This is a genomic window from Enterococcus sp. 2STP (assembly GCF_032465635.1).
In the GTDB taxonomy this organism is placed as follows: domain Bacteria; phylum Bacillota; class Bacilli; order Lactobacillales; family Enterococcaceae; genus Enterococcus_B; species Enterococcus_B lactis.
In genome coordinates this window covers 133,406-148,407 of the sequence record NZ_JAWDJH010000019.1, presented here as the reverse complement: position 1 = coordinate 148,407, position 15,002 = coordinate 133,406, and the positions used below count along the sequence as shown (strand labels likewise).

Annotated in this window: 12 protein-coding genes; 11 read left to right on the top strand and 1 reads right to left on the bottom strand. The window is 38.0% G+C overall.

Annotation, left to right across the window (positions count from 1 at the left end; genetic code table 11):
- The first annotated feature begins 8 nt into the window (after positions 1 to 8).
- The 4 genes from RWU19_RS08375 to RWU19_RS08360 all read left to right on the top strand — a co-directional run bounded on the left by RWU19_RS08375 (position 9) and on the right by RWU19_RS08360 (position 5,036).
- Positions 9 to 677: an ABC transporter ATP-binding protein gene (locus RWU19_RS08375; RefSeq protein ID WP_002290906.1), complete on the top strand. Its 669-nt coding sequence runs from the start codon at positions 9 to 11 to the stop codon at positions 675 to 677.
- A 19-nt stretch (positions 678 to 696) separates the two neighbouring features.
- Positions 697 to 1,275 carry a TetR/AcrR family transcriptional regulator gene (locus RWU19_RS08370; RefSeq protein ID WP_123837919.1) on the top strand — a complete coding sequence of 193 codons (579 nt, stop codon included), beginning with the start codon at positions 697 to 699 and terminating at the stop codon, positions 1,273 to 1,275.
- Between the two features lie 432 nt (positions 1,276 to 1,707).
- Positions 1,708 to 3,999, top strand: coding sequence for a glycosyl hydrolase family 18 protein (locus RWU19_RS08365; protein WP_123837918.1), 2,292 nt, complete (start codon positions 1,708 to 1,710; stop codon positions 3,997 to 3,999).
- Between the two features lie 122 nt (positions 4,000 to 4,121).
- On the top strand, positions 4,122 to 5,036 hold the full coding sequence (locus RWU19_RS08360; protein WP_073490274.1) for an N-acetylmuramoyl-L-alanine amidase: 915 nt from the start codon (positions 4,122 to 4,124) through the stop codon (positions 5,034 to 5,036).
- A 483-nt stretch (positions 5,037 to 5,519) separates the two neighbouring features.
- On the opposite strand, the gene rnhC is transcribed toward RWU19_RS08360, so the two are convergent.
- Positions 5,520 to 6,437: a ribonuclease HIII gene (gene rnhC, locus RWU19_RS08355; RefSeq protein ID WP_002314644.1), complete on the bottom strand. Its 918-nt coding sequence runs from the start codon at positions 6,435 to 6,437 to the stop codon at positions 5,520 to 5,522.
- A 201-nt stretch (positions 6,438 to 6,638) separates the two neighbouring features.
- Between rnhC and zapA the strand changes: the two genes are divergently transcribed.
- From zapA to RWU19_RS08320, 7 genes are all read left to right on the top strand, one after another.
- Complete coding sequence (gene zapA / locus RWU19_RS08350) at positions 6,639 to 7,076, top strand: cell division protein ZapA (RefSeq protein ID WP_002290800.1); 438 nt, start codon at positions 6,639 to 6,641, stop codon at positions 7,074 to 7,076.
- Between the two features lie 57 nt (positions 7,077 to 7,133).
- Positions 7,134 to 7,682: a CvpA family protein gene (locus RWU19_RS08345; protein ID WP_002333754.1), complete on the top strand. Its 549-nt coding sequence runs from the start codon at positions 7,134 to 7,136 to the stop codon at positions 7,680 to 7,682.
- 142 nt (positions 7,683 to 7,824) lie between these two features.
- Complete coding sequence (locus tag RWU19_RS08340; protein ID WP_123837917.1) at positions 7,825 to 10,185, top strand: endonuclease MutS2; 2,361 nt, start codon at positions 7,825 to 7,827, stop codon at positions 10,183 to 10,185.
- 86 nt (positions 10,186 to 10,271) lie between these two features.
- Entirely contained in the window at positions 10,272 to 10,586 is a 315-nt protein-coding gene (gene trxA, locus RWU19_RS08335) for a thioredoxin (protein ID WP_002290803.1), read from the top strand.
- A gap of 181 nt (positions 10,587 to 10,767) precedes the next feature.
- Entirely contained in the window at positions 10,768 to 12,546 is a 1,779-nt protein-coding gene (uvrC, locus tag RWU19_RS08330) for an excinuclease ABC subunit UvrC (RefSeq protein ID WP_123837916.1), read from the top strand.
- A 143-nt stretch (positions 12,547 to 12,689) separates the two neighbouring features.
- The gene (locus tag RWU19_RS08325) at positions 12,690 to 13,589 is read left to right on the top strand and encodes an ABC transporter ATP-binding protein (RefSeq protein WP_002314648.1); all 900 of its coding nucleotides are present in this window, start codon (positions 12,690 to 12,692) and stop codon (positions 13,587 to 13,589) included.
- Positions 13,582 to 14,844: an ABC transporter permease gene (locus tag RWU19_RS08320; RefSeq protein ID WP_123837915.1), complete on the top strand. Its 1,263-nt coding sequence runs from the start codon at positions 13,582 to 13,584 to the stop codon at positions 14,842 to 14,844. Before RWU19_RS08325 ends, RWU19_RS08320 begins: the two co-directional genes overlap by 8 nt.
- The last annotated feature ends 158 nt before the right edge of the window (positions 14,845 to 15,002 follow it).

Sequence of the window (15,002 nt, the reverse complement as noted above, 5' to 3'; positions counted from 1 at the left end):
GGAAGAACATGAAAGCAATAGAATTTAAAGAAGTAGAAAAAAGTTTCCAAGATGGCGACCAAGTAGTAAAAGCATTGAAAGAAACAACAATGAGTATCGATAAAGGGGAATTTGTTGCAATCATCGGTCCTTCTGGTTCAGGAAAAAGTACCTTTTTGACTTTAGCAGGCGGATTGCAGACACCTAGCAGCGGCTCTGTATTTATCAATGATCAGGAATTCAGTAATCAAAAAGAAAGCGAACGCGTTAAACTCCGCTTCAAAGAAATTGGTTTTATTTTGCAGGCATCAAATCTGGTTCCTTTTCTGACAGTAAAAAAGCAGTTGTTATTAGTAGATAAAATCAAACATGAACATCGGCAAAAAGAAGCAAAAGAATTATTTGAGCAGCTTGGTGTGGATAAGCTGATTAACAAGTATCCAGAAGAACTATCTGGTGGTGAAAGACAAAGGGTGGCAATTGCTCGTGCATTGTACAATGATCCGTCTATTATTCTAGCAGATGAACCAACTGCCAGTTTGGATTCAGAAAAGGCAAGAGAAGTAGTCGATATTTTGGCAAAAGAATCAAAAGAAAAAAATAAAGCAACGATCATGGTGACGCACGACACACGGTTGATTGACAAATGCGATAGAATATTTATGATGGAAGATGGTGTATTGAAAGAAAAAGAATAACCAAAAAGTAGGTGGAAAAATGGTCCATCGATACAATAAAGACACGCAACAAAAAATTTTAAAAGAAGCGACTGACTTGTTCATGTCCAAGGGCTATGTCGGTACTTCAACAAGAGAGATCGCACAAAAAGTTGGGATCACCCAGCCCAATCTTTATCACTATTTTAGTGATAAAGAAAAGTTATATACAGCAGTATTAGAAAAACACTTAGAAGATGTTGGGAAAGCGTTGAGAGAAATCGTCCAAACAAGCGAAACGAGATTTCAAGTGACGTTGACAAAAATGGCTCAATTTTTGATTGAGACGCATCTTGTTGATTTATTTCTGATGCTTCACGACCTTGAAAGCAATCTTTCCAATGAAACGAGAGATCATCTTTTCTTTCTATGGAAGAAAAATTATCGTGAACCATTTGAAGAAATTTTTTCAACAAACCAATCCGTGTTAAGAAACGGGATTACCAAAGAAATCGCAGCAAGGCATTTTTTCTTAGTGTTGGCACCGTACATCACTCGATCAAAAAGACCTGTAGAAGAACCGCTAAATGTGGCACAATTGATCGATTTATATTTGAATGGTGTATTAGGACAAACGTAAAGCTGTTATATGTGGAGAAAAATAGTTAGGTAAAGAAACAAGATATGACGAAAATCGTTGTATCTTGTTTCTTTTTTATGCGGCTAGTTTTTCATGCATAAAATTTTGTTATTCTCTCATAATTATCAAGGGATATTTTATTTATTATTTCATTCTAATTGAATCGTTATCAAAAGGGATTTAACCAAAAAGTAGTTTTTGTTTACTTATAAATAACGTATACAATGCAAAAGAAAACGTTTGCAAACAGAATTACAGAATGTTACTATTTAGTTGTAATTATAAAGTCAATGTTTCTGGTGCGTTTGTTCTGTCGGTAATCTAGGAGGTGTTTTTATTTAATAACACAAATAATTAATTATTTGTAGAATGAAAGAAACTATTTATTTGGTGGATGAATCATAACGAATAGACAAAAGGAGGGTTCAAAATATGTCAAAAATGAAAAAAATCAGTTTAGCCGTAATGTTATTTTCATCGGTGATGTCTGTCACATCTCCGTTATTAGGACAAAAAGACTCTGTCTATGCCGAAGAAACAGCTCAAGTTGTTCAAGCAAAAGAATACCGGAATGTCATGTATTATGGAGATTGGTCCATCTGGGATGGTGAAGGGAAATTTCTTCCTCAAGATATTCCAGCGGATCAGCTAACACATTTGAACTTTGCCTTTTTAGATTTTGATAGCGAGGGGAATCTGAAATTTACAGATGCAGATGCTGCTGTAGGTGCATCTTTAGAACAACCTGGCGTAGGATGGAACACACCAAGTTCTGGGATTTTGAATGCAATCCAAGATTTACGCGGCAAAAATAAAAATCTAAAAATAGGCGTATCTTTAGGCGGATGGTCAAAATCAGGAGACTTTTCAGAAGTGGCAGCTGATCCAGTAAAACGTAAAAATCTAGTAGAAAATATCACGAAATTTATTAAGTATACCAATATGGATTTTGTCGATGTCGATTGGGAATATCCAGCTGATGTCCGTCAGCCAGATCTAGTAGATAATGTAAACGATGAAGGAACACCACATGCCAAACCGGAAGACAAAGAGAATTACATCACGCTTTTAAAAGAGATTCGCGAGTCAATTGATCAACAAGGAAAAAAGTTAGGGAAAACATATGAATTATCTGTAGCGCTTCCTTCTTCCAGAGAAAAATTAAATGATGGGATTGACATTCCTACATTATTCTCTGTGGTCGATTTTGCCAATATCATGACCTATGATTTGAATGGGGCATGGAGTCCAAACAGTGCTCACCATACGGCACTATATGGCAATCCAGCTGATCCTAATTATGAAGAAGGTCTTTCTGTCGATCAGACAGTCAAATTTTTACAAAAAGAAGGAGCTCCTTCCGACAAAATCGTGATTGGTGCAGCTTTTTATACACGCGGCTGGCATGAGGTAGAAAGCGGGGATAACAAAGAGCTACCTGGTTTGTTCCAATCAGCAAAAGCAAGTAACCAAGATGCCGATCAAACACCTTCTTACGGTGCCAAAAACAAAAACGATCTCGTTTCAGGAAATGGTGGTAGAGCTGGCGGCGTCTGGCCTTATCGGAATATCGCTGATTTGATTGATCAAACAGCAGACTTAAAAGAATATTGGGATGATGTAGCGAAAGCACCTTATATGTACAGTAAAACAACAGGAGAATTCTTTACTTATGACAATGTCAAATCTGTCAGCTACAAAGCAGAATATGTAAAAGAAAATGAATTAGGTGGAGTAATCTCCTGGATGCAATCACAAGATAAGGAAACCAACAGTAGTAAGAGAGACGAGCTGACTAATGCAATCAAACAAGGATTATTCGGTGACGAAAAACTGTCAGAACAAGAAATAGTTTCCTCCCCGTTAGCGATTGATGTGGATATTTCTACTTATAGTGAATATGGTGCGAATGGTTATAACATCACTATCAAGAACAACGAGCAGCTTAACGAAACTTCTAGTGTATTGAGTGCAGTGGAATTAGCCCAAGAAACAATCAAATTCCCTAAACTATATATTCCAATCCATTCAGCTGAAAGTCTAAGTGCGGGAGATTACAAAGCTGGAACAGTAACGATAGAAAATGGGTATGTCGTGATTGATTTAGCTTCTGTATATGACGGTAAACATATCGAGCCAGATGCTTCTTATGAATTTAGATTAAGATCAAGTGATGAAAATCCAACAGTCGATCGAATTGGCCATATTGCGTTAGTCCAAAGAATCGGAGATGAAGGAGCGGAAATCAATCGGCAAGTCATCTATGGAAAAGAACTGATACCGGATCCATCCGATACGCAACCCCCATCTGTACCCGAAAATCTAGCTGTTTCAGATATTCAAGGAACACAAGTTACTTTGAGTTGGGAAGAATCAACAGACAATAATCAGGTGGCAGGTTATTACATCTATCGTGATGGTCAGCGTGTAGCACAAACAGCTCATACTCGATATACAGATACAGGTTTGGAGACAAATACACCGTACACTTATACAGTCAGTGCATTTGACGCTTCTGGAAATGTATCTGAGAAAAGCTTGCCGATAACGATCACAACGAAAAGCGAAGACCCTGCTCCAGGATACGAAGAATGGAACCCAGAAAAAGCTTATGTCAAGGGAGACATCGTCACTTATAAAGGGAAAGTTTATCAGGCAAAGTGGTGGAATCAAGGGGAAGAACCAGGTTCTAATGAGTGGGGCGCATGGGAACTGATTGGTTAAATTTGCTGTTTATTTGAAAACACGGGGCTGTGACAAAACGTTTGTCGCAGCTCCTTTTTTGCGTACTTAAGCTGATTTTAAGTTTTGACCCTTAGTCTGGATCTACGAGGTGAGAGTCAAGCATGAAAAAAATAATTGGAGCTTTTGTATGTGCAATCATTATCATTATTATCTGTTTTCAAATAGATGTTTTTGGTCAAAAAAAGATAGTTGGGCAAACAGTCAGCAGTACGAACAGTACGGTTACAAAGACAAAGGAATCATCTGATGACACAAAACAAGAGACATTAGTCAAAATCGGAAAAAATGACCGTACACTATATACAGATGACTCGCTAACGACCCCATTAGCAACTATAAACGGCGGAGAACTGACGGAGTTTCTTTCCGAAACAAAAAATGCTTATCAGATCAAGACAAATGATGGCTATACTGGATATTTAGCCCTCGAAGATGGAACCAAAGTCACAAAGAATATACAAACAAAACCGAAAGAATTATCTGATGCAGTGATTGTATTAGATCCTGGGCATGGCGGAAATGATACTGGGGCATTAAGCAATGATGAACAAACAGAAGAAAAGGATATAACATTAAGTACAGCCATAAAAGTAAAAAAGGCGCTAGAGGATGCTGGAGCAACGGTTTATTTGACCCACACTACAGATGAATTAGTACAGCTTGGAGATATATGCGACTACAGTGAAGAAAAAAAGGCAGATGTCTTTATCAGCTTACATGCAGACTCTACGGAATATGCGAATGAAGCAACTGGGATCACGACATATTATTACTATGGACAAGAGGAAACATTAGCACAAATAATCGCTGATTCCTTCACTGATCTGCCTCTGGATTCAAGAGGAATCTCCACTGGGAACTATCAAGTTCTTCGAGAAAATCTTCAACCTTCTATTTTAGTCGAGATGGGTTATATGAATAATGATGGTGATTTAGAGGAATTAGTAACAGACAGTTATCAGCAGCAAATCGCTGCAAGTTTGACACAAGCATTGACCACCTATTTTCAGCAATAAATAAGGAAAGAGGTTGTGACAGAAGTGGTCAGCTTCAAGAAATAAGAAGGAATTTACGAAAATTGCTTCTCAAATTTTTGTGAAATTTCGGCTTATTTTTCGAAGAAGCTACTTCTGGAACACCGTTTAAGAAAGAGGTCGTGAGCCTGCCGTTCAGCTCCGAGTCACAAGGAGCAATTTCAAAAAACAGCTCCTCATGTTTGATGAATATTGTGACTTGTGACCGAGGAGTTGGCAGGAGAACACCGTTTAAGGAAGAGGTTGTGAAAAAGCTGTCCTGCATCAAGTAATAAGAACAGCCAAACAAAAATAGCTCCTCATATTTTTCGTTTGGCTGGGCTTATTACCGCAGATGCAAGCTTTTGAACACCGTTTAAGAAAGAGGTCGTGAAATCAGCGTTTTGAACTAATATCGAGGGTCAGCTAATTGAACACCGTTTATTCGGAATAAGGGACTGTGACACGACTTATGTCACAGTTTTTTTATTTTTTTAGTAGCTTCAACGCTTTTTCTGTATTGGCAAAGTGAAGTTTGGCATATTTTTCAAGCATAGGCATGCCGCCTTTTTCCAATAGTTTTGCCGCTACTTGATCAGATTTCGTTCCAGCTCCTGAGGGAAGGGTGATTCCAGCTTCAGCTGATGCTTTGTCTAACTCTTCTAAAAAGCTGGCACGACTGATGATAGAAGCAGCAGCAACAGCTAAATGATATTGTTCTCCTTTAGTAACGAAGTACAGTTTTTCTTGCAAGTGATTTTTTTCTAAACGCGCATATTTTTTAAAATTTGCTTCTGGTGTAAACTGATCGATCAAAATCGCTTCTGGTTTTTCTGGTGCGATTTTTTTTAACAGCAAATGGATTGCTTGATTATGCAAAGCGACTTTCATCCGAACGGCATTGTATTTTGGCTGGATCTCATTGTATTTTTCTGGGGGCAAGACAAGTAGTTTGTAAGGGATAGTTTCTTTTAAGATATCAGCAAGTTGGATGATTTGGCTATCTTTTAACTCTTTTGAATCTCGAACACCAAGTTTACGTAATTCTGCAAGCTGATCACGTTTCACATAAGCAGCACATACTGTTAGTGGACCGAAATAGCTGCCATTTCCGACTTCATCGCTACCTAAAACGGATAATTGACTGATATTTTTTGGCAAAGAAGAGACCGTTCTTGCTGGTTTGGCCTGTTTATCCTGTGCCTGTCCCCAGCGCTGAGCTTCCGTTTCTGCGTTTGCCCCTTGGAACATCACTTTTCCTGATGTGTAAGCAGTGATGGTCGTCCCGTCTTTTTTTGCAGCAAAGATAGTATAAGGAATCTGTTTATTTAACAAATAAGAGCGATAGTATGCTTTCATTTGACTAAGTTGGTCGTTCGTTGCTTTGATAATGACGTTGCTCATAAAATTCTCCTCGTTTTTATACATAAATCTATACCGCAACTCCTGACTTTTCGTTTTCTAAGAGGTTGCGAGACATAGCATTTTTTTAAAGTTTATCATATAATAGTTAAGTATGTGAAAAATATTTGTGGAGAACGGTGAAAGAACCAACTTCATGGTACACTAAATAAAACTTTCATCAAATAGGAGGAAATGATTCGTATGGCGCACGAAAAAACACGCTACAAAGCAGTGATTGCCAACCAAACATATACTATTATCGGACGGGAAACCAAGCATCATATGGATATCGTAACGAAGCTGATCAATGAGCAGTTAGCAGAATTGAAACAATTATCACCACAAATGGATAATGAACAAGCAGCGATCTTGATGGCTGTCAATGCGCTTTCGGATCAATTGAAGAAACAAGAAAGAATCTTGGAGCTAGAAGAAGAAACAGCAGAATTAAAGAAAAAAATGATCAAATTTACAGAGCTTGAAAATCGCGTAAAACGCATGGAAGCAATCGAGAATGAAGCTCGAGAAGTACTGAAAGAAAATGGTCAAGCAGATTATACTATTAAAAATCATGTGGAAGCACAACAGATTTTAAATGAAAAACGAAAAGGACAAATCAAACAAAAATCTTCTAATTAAGATCCTTTTATCAAAATAAGAAAAATTTAAAAAAGTTAGAAGAGAAAGGAACGTAGCATGCTGAGTTTGCTGATTTTATTTTTATTGCTAATTGCGTTTTTTTCTGGAGCACGTCGCGGGTTTGCTTTACAAGTCATATTCGCAATCGGATATGTGTTGTCATTTATTGCTGCCCAGCATTTTTACAAACCATTAGCAAGTCATTTGGAATTATACATTCCATACCCAGCTGTCACCCCGACATCAAAGTTAGCATTTTTTGATCAAGTATTTGCCTTTCACCTAGATGAAGCTTTTTATGCAGGAACGGCTTTTCTGATCATTTTGCTGATTGGCTGGCTGATCACCCGATTTGTGGGGGTCTTTGTCCATGGATTGACATATGTGCCGATCTTGAGACAGGTAGACTGGATTGCAGGAGGTATCCTGTCACTAATCATGGCTTACGTTACTATATTTTTGATTTTGCAGTTACTTGCCTTTGTTCCATTAGATGTGGTCCAAAATCAATTCGGCGAGCATAGTTTCGCTCGTTTTATCGTTGAGAGAACGCCCTTTCTTACCAACAAGATGTATGAGCTTTGGGTAACGAATATTTTAAATTAAGGAAATAGGGCTAGAAAATATTTTTTTAGAAAAACTTTTACAAGAATGTTTTGTTTTTTGTACACAGTAGTTTATTTAAGAAGGCTGCGCAACGTATGTCCGGCACAGCCCTTTTTTTCATAGTGAAAGATAAGGTGATAAAATGAATAACCGAATCCTTGAAACATTGGAATTTGAAAAAGTCAAACAGATGGTCAAACAATTTGTAGTGACTGCACAAGGAAAAGAAGAACTGGCAGAATTGGTACCAGTGAGCGAGAAACAAACGATCACAGAATGGCTTCAAGAAACTGAGGATGGGTTGAAAGTACAACGTCTGCGAGGCGGGATTCCTATACCAAAACTTGAAAATATCCGCGCTCATATGAAACGGATCGAAATCGGGGCAGACTTGAATGGAGTGGAGCTTGCACAAGTTTCCAGAGTGTTATCTACGACAAGTGAATTGCATCGGTTCATTGATGATCTTTCTGACAGTGAAATTGAATTTGCGCGTTTGTATATGTGGGCAGATCAGCTAGTCACGATTCCTGTTTTAAGTCGCCGTTTAAAGGAAGCAATCGATGAAGACGGACGCGTGACCGACGATGCTTCTCCTGAGCTAAAAATCATAAGACAGAACATTCGTCGAAGTGAACAAGCTGTTCGTGAACAGTTAGACGGAATCGTCCGCGGGAAGAACGCAAAATATTTGAGCGATGCAATCATCACCATGCGAAATGACCGCTACGTTATCCCAGTCAAACAAGAATACCGCGGTGTATTTGGCGGTGTAGTCCACGATCAAAGTGCTTCAGGACAGACTTTATTTATTGAACCAAAACAAGTGGTGGATTTGAATAATCGTTTGCGTCAATATCAAATCGCTGAACGAAATGAGATTCAACGTATTTTAAGTGAACTTTCTGCAGAACTTGTTCCACATCGTCAAGAAATCATCCACAATGCTTATGTGATTGGTAAAATGGATCTGATGAATGCAAAAGCACGATTTGGTAAAGAACTAAAAGCCATCGTGCCGGGAATCAGTGAAGACAATCATGTCGTCTTGAAACAAGCAAGACATCCGCTGATCGATCAGGAAAAAGTAGTTCCTAATGACATCGCAATTGGAAAAGACTATCAAGCCATTGTCATTACAGGACCTAATACAGGTGGGAAAACGATCACGTTGAAGACTTTAGGTCTGTTACAGCTGATGGGGCAAGCAGGGTTGCCGATTCCTGCAGGAGAAGAAAGCCAAATCGGTATTTTTGAAGAAGTATTTGCGGATATAGGAGACGAACAGTCGATTGAGCAAAGTCTATCGACCTTTTCTTCTCATATGACGAACACTGTAGATATTTTATCAAAAGTCAATGAAAAAAGTCTGGTACTATTTGACGAGCTTGGTGCAGGAACAGATCCGCAAGAAGGTGCTGCTCTAGCAATCGCGATCTTAGATGATCTTGGTAAAAAGTCTGCTTATGTGATGGCAACAACACACTATCCTGAATTGAAAGTTTATGGATACAATCGGGCAAATACGATTAATGCTAGTATGGAGTTCGATGTGGATACACTAAGTCCAACGTATCGTTTACTGATCGGTGTGCCTGGTCGGAGCAATGCGTTTGAAATCTCCAGCCGATTAGGTCTTGATACAGATGTTATTAATGAAGCAAAGCAGTTGATGAATGATGAGAGCCAAGATTTAAATGAAATGATCACAGATTTAGAGAATCGCCGGAAAATGGCAGAGACCGAATATCTGGAAATGCGTCATTTTGTTTCTGAGGCACAAGAACTTCATCATGATTTGAAAGAAGCTTACAGCTATTTCTTTGAAGAACGTGAAAAAGAAATAGAGAAAGCAAAGAAAAAAGCAAATGAAGTCGTGTCAGAGGCGGAAGAAAAAGCAGAAAAAATCATTGCTGATATTCGTAAAATGCAACAGCAGATCGGGCAAGGAAATGTGAAAGAGCATCAGTTGATCGATGCAAAGACCCAATTAGCAAATCTACATCAAGAAGAAACATTGAAGAAAAATAAAGTATTGAAGAAGGCGAAAGAACAAAAAACATTAAAACCGGGAGACGAAGTGTTGGTTACGACTTACGGCCAAAGAGGGACGCTTTTACGTAAAAACGGGAATCAGTGGCAAGTAGAAATCGGTATACTAAAAATGAATGTGTCCGAAGACGAACTGACGCCTGTTGCTCCTCAAAAAGAGCCGACACAACGAGTTGTCCATGCTGTACGCTCTGAATCTAGCAGTCATGTGCCGAATCAATTGGACCTTCGAGGAAAACGATATGAGGAAGCGCTAAGTGAAGTAGATCAGTATTTGGATTCTGCCATCCTAGCAGGTTATCCTCAAGTGACTATTGTCCACGGAAAGGGGACAGGCGCACTTCGCAAGGGAATTACTGATTATCTTAAAAACCATCGGAGCGTCAAAAGCTTTGAGTTTGCACCGGCAAATCAAGGCGGAAATGGTGCAACAATTGTTAAATTTAAGTAAAACTTACTAAAGGTAAGCAGATGGTTCGCTATCCAAGGATAGAAATGCTATACTGGTCATAGATTTTAAAAATGGAGGTCTTTGATATGTCACAAGTAATTACAGATAAGACATTTAACGAAGAAACAGACAAAGGACTTGTATTAATTGATTTTTGGGCAACTTGGTGTGGTCCATGTCGTATGCAAGCACCGATTTTGGATCAATTGGAACAAGAATATGATGAAGAAGAATTCAGAATTGCTAAAATGGATGTGGATGAAAATCCAGAAACTCCTCAACAATTCGGAATCATGAGTATTCCAACATTAATGTTGAAAAAAGATGGTCAAGTAGTAGAAAAAGCTGTTGGTGTTCATTCAAAAGAACAACTACGTCAAATGATCGACCAATATTTATAAAAGCTTAAAGCAAAAATAAGCTGAGGATGGGACTGAATTCAGTTCCGTCCTCGGTTTTTTTGCGGTTGAGTTAAGGTTATTCAAATTAACATTTTTTGAGTATAATTACGTTGTCAGGCTGGATTGTTTTTTTGACAGACATGCTATAATAACTTTAATTGAATATGAAGGGGAGTACCAGATGAACGAACGAATCAAAAACAAACTAGCTTTACTTCCTGATCAGCCCGGCTGTTACTTGATGAAAGATAAAAATGGAACGATCATTTATGTCGGAAAAGCCAAAATATTGAAAAATCGCGTCCGCTCATATTTTACTGGCAGCCATAATACGAAAACGGAACGGCTTGTTAGTGAAATTGAAGACTTTGAATACATCGTTACAGAATCGAATATAGAAGCTTTGCTCTTAGAAATCAATCTGATAAAGAAAAATGATCCTAAATACAATATTATGTTAAAGGATGATAAAACCTATCCTTTCCTTAAGATAACGAATGAAAAATATCCCCGTTTGGTGATTACTCGCAAAGTACTAAAAGACAAAGCACTGTATTTTGGACCATATCCAGATGTCGGTGCGGCGAATGAGACAAAGAAGATCCTCGACCGATTATTTCCTCTGAGAAAATGCAAACCTAGTCAGACGAAGGAGCCTTGTCTTTACTATCATTTGGGGCAATGTCTGTGTCCTTATTATTTCGACGTAGATCCGAAAGTCTATACGAAAATCGTTGATGAAGTGAAAAACTTTTTAAACGGAGGACACGAAAAAATCGAGTCAGAGATCCATCAGAAAATGGTAAAAGCTGCTGAAAACATGGAATTTGAAAAAGCTGCAGAATACCGAGACCAGATCCGTGCTATCGAAACAATCATGACTCGCCAAAAAATGACAAATACTGATTTACTGGATCGAGATGTATTTGGTTATGCGATTGATAAAGGCTGGATGTGTGTCCAAGTGTTTTTTGTAAGACAAGGAAAGTTAATTGAACGAGATGTTTCAATGTTTCCTTTCTATAACGAAGCAGAAGAAGATTTTTTGACTTATATTGGTCAGTTTTATCAGGAAAATGAACATTTCATTCCTAAAGAAGTCTTGATTCCTGATACGATCGACAAGCCAAGTGTAGAAGCTTTGTTGGATACGAAAGTTCTACAACCGAAACGAGGCGAAAAGAAAAAATTAGTGGAATTGGCGAATAAGAATGCCTCAGTTGCTTTGAATGAACGATTTGATCTGATTGCTAGAAAGCAGGAACGGACGATCGGAGCAGTGGAACGTTTAGGAAACGCAATGAATATCCCGACCCCAATACGCATTGAATCATTTGATAACTCCAATATCATGGGGACGAATCCTGTGGCTGCGATGGTCGTATTCATTGATGGAAAACCAGCAAGAAAAGAATATCGGAAATATAAAATAAAAACAGTCAACGGACCGGATGATTATGCATCGATGAGAGAAGTCATCTATCGCAGATATTCACGAGTGATTCGTGAAGGGTTGCCTTTACCTGATTTGATCTTGATCGATGGAGGAAAAGGACAAGTCGATGTAGCAAAAGATGTCTTAGAAAATCAATTAGGAATCGATATTCCTATTGCTGGTATGGCAAAAAACGATAAACATAGAACAAATGAGTTGCTATTCGGTACAGATTTGGCTGTAGTACCACTTGAACGAAATTCACCTGAGTTTTTTTTGCTCCAGCGGGTCCAAGATGAAGTCCATCGATTCGCGATCACTTTCCATCGGCAGCTGCGTAGTAAAAACAGTTTTGCTTCCCGATTAGACGAAATTGAAGGGCTAGGACCGAAACGAAAAAAAATGTTGCTTAAAGAGTTCAAATCATTGAAAAATATCACAGCAGCTACGATAGAAGAATTACAAGAAATCGGACTACCGAAAAATGTCGCACAAAACGTATTCGATAAATTACATCAAGAATGAGAAAAGGGCACTTTACAAAGAAAGTAAAGTGTCCTATCATTTTATTTACAACAACAAGAGAGTATACGTTTTGTTGGTAAATAATAAATCGCTTACATCTAGTGTCTTAGGATATATGGATTTATGGAAGAAGGAGTGAAGAAATGTTAGAAGTCAAGGATCTTGTTAAAACTTTTGGGAACTACACAGCTGTCGATCATGTCTCTTTCCAAATCCCAGACGGAAAAATCATGGGGCTGATTGGTCAAAACGGTGCTGGTAAGACAACGACTTTTCGTTTGATCTTGGATTTTTTGACACAAGACCAGGGAGAAGTGTTATGGAATGGTCATCATCTTGGGGAGAAAGATTATGATATCATCGGCTATCTTCCAGAAGAACGAGGACTTTATCCAAAAGTAACGATTCAAGACCAACTGCTTTATTTTGCAGAACTTAGAGGGAAATCAAGAAAAGAAATTGAACCAAAAATCGATTTTTGGATGGAAAAATTTCAGGTAAAAGGGAAAAAGACGGATAAAGTAAAATCTTTGTCTAAAGGGAATCAGCAAAAAGTTCAGCTCATCGCCACATTGATCCATGAACCTAAATTGATCATTTTGGATGAACCATTTAGCGGGTTAGATCCGGTAAACGCGGAATTACTGAAAGATGGAATATTGGAATTGAAAAAACACGGTTCGTGTGTCATTTTTTCTAGCCATAATATGGATAATGTAGAAAAAATCTGTGATCATTTGATCATGCTGCGAAACGGAAAAATGGTTTTGAATGGAAAAGTCCATGAGATCCGTGAATCATTTGGCCGTACGAAGTTATTCTTGGAATCTGGGTTAAGTCAACAGGAAGTAGAAGAAATCGAAGGCGTGAAAAAAGTGATCCTTCGTGAGGATAATACGTTAGAGATCACATTAGAAGATCCTGAAGCTGGGAAAGAAATCTTTACTCGTGCGACACAATTCGGCTATATCCCTATGTTCAACCAGCAGCCGCCAACTTTGGAAGAGATTTTCAAATTGAAAGCAGGTGAAATCGATGCGTAAGTTTTGGATTATTACCAAAGATGTCTATTTAAAAAATGTCAAGTCGATTTCTTTCTTGATTATGATATTAGTCCCTTTCATCATGCTAGGTATTATTTATGTAGCAGGCAACTTTGCCCAGCAAAATAGTGATGTCAATAAAATCGGCGTATTGGCTGATAATGAGCAAATCAGTCAGCAATTGAGCCAAGTCAAAACAGATGATTTTGAGTTCAAAGCAGTGGATTCTGAAGAAAACGCACAAAAAGACCTTTCGAAAGAAAAAATTGATGCTTATTTAGTAGTCTCAACTGATAAAGATAAAGTAAATGGGACGCTTTATAGCGAAAATTCATTGGGACAAAGTACACAACTGCTGATACAACAACAATTGACTGGCTTGCAATCAATGATTCGAGCAAGTGAATTAGGCATTTCTCCAGAAGAAGTGGCAAGTTTGAGCCAACAGGCAAGTTTGACTCGACAAAAAGTCAACTTTGATTCAAAAGGAAAAATGTCGGTAGGAGAAGATAATTCGACAGTCCAATATGTTGTCAGCTATGTGGCCACGATTGTCTTGTTCATTATCATTCTGACTTATGCACAAATCATTGCACAAGAGATTGCTTCTGAAAAAGGCACGCGGATCATGGAAGTGATCCTGTCCAGTACGACTGCACAAAAGCATTTTTACGGGAAACTAACTGGTGTTTTGCTTGTTGCATTAACGCAAATGGCATTATACGGCATTATTTTTGGTGTAGGATACAATCAATTCAAAGATATGGAAATGGTCAAGAATATATTGGACGGTCTCTCATTGGATAACTTGATTGGACCATTCTTGTGGTATTCTCTTCTATTTATGATTTTTGGCATTTTGATTTTTTCTGTTTTGGCAGCTTTATGTGGCTCTTTGGTCAACAAAGCAGAAGATACAGCAAAAGCAATTTTGCCAGTGACTTATTTATCTTTAGGCGGATACATGCTTGGGTTGATATTAGGTGCGTCAGATCCAAATAATATCGTTATTCGGATCACTTCGTATATTCCATTCTTATCTTCTTATATTATGCCGGTTCGCTTGGCAAATGAGACAGTCGGTATGGGTGGAGCATTGATTTCCTTGTTGGTACTTGTAGCCGTGACATTCTTATTGATGATTTTGTCTGCAAACATGTACAAATCGAATGTACTCGTTTATAGCGAAGGCGGATTATGGAGTTCATTGAAACAATCGATTTCAATTATGAGAAATGAACGAAAAAAAGCATAAAATATAGATAAATATAGAAGGAAGCTGGACATTTATTGTTCCCAGCTTCTTTTTTGTATAGACCTATTTCTATTTTTTTATTATATTAGGTATATATCCATTGAAAATAGTGTATAACAACTTTATAATGTTAAGTATACCAATTTTTTGGAGGCGTT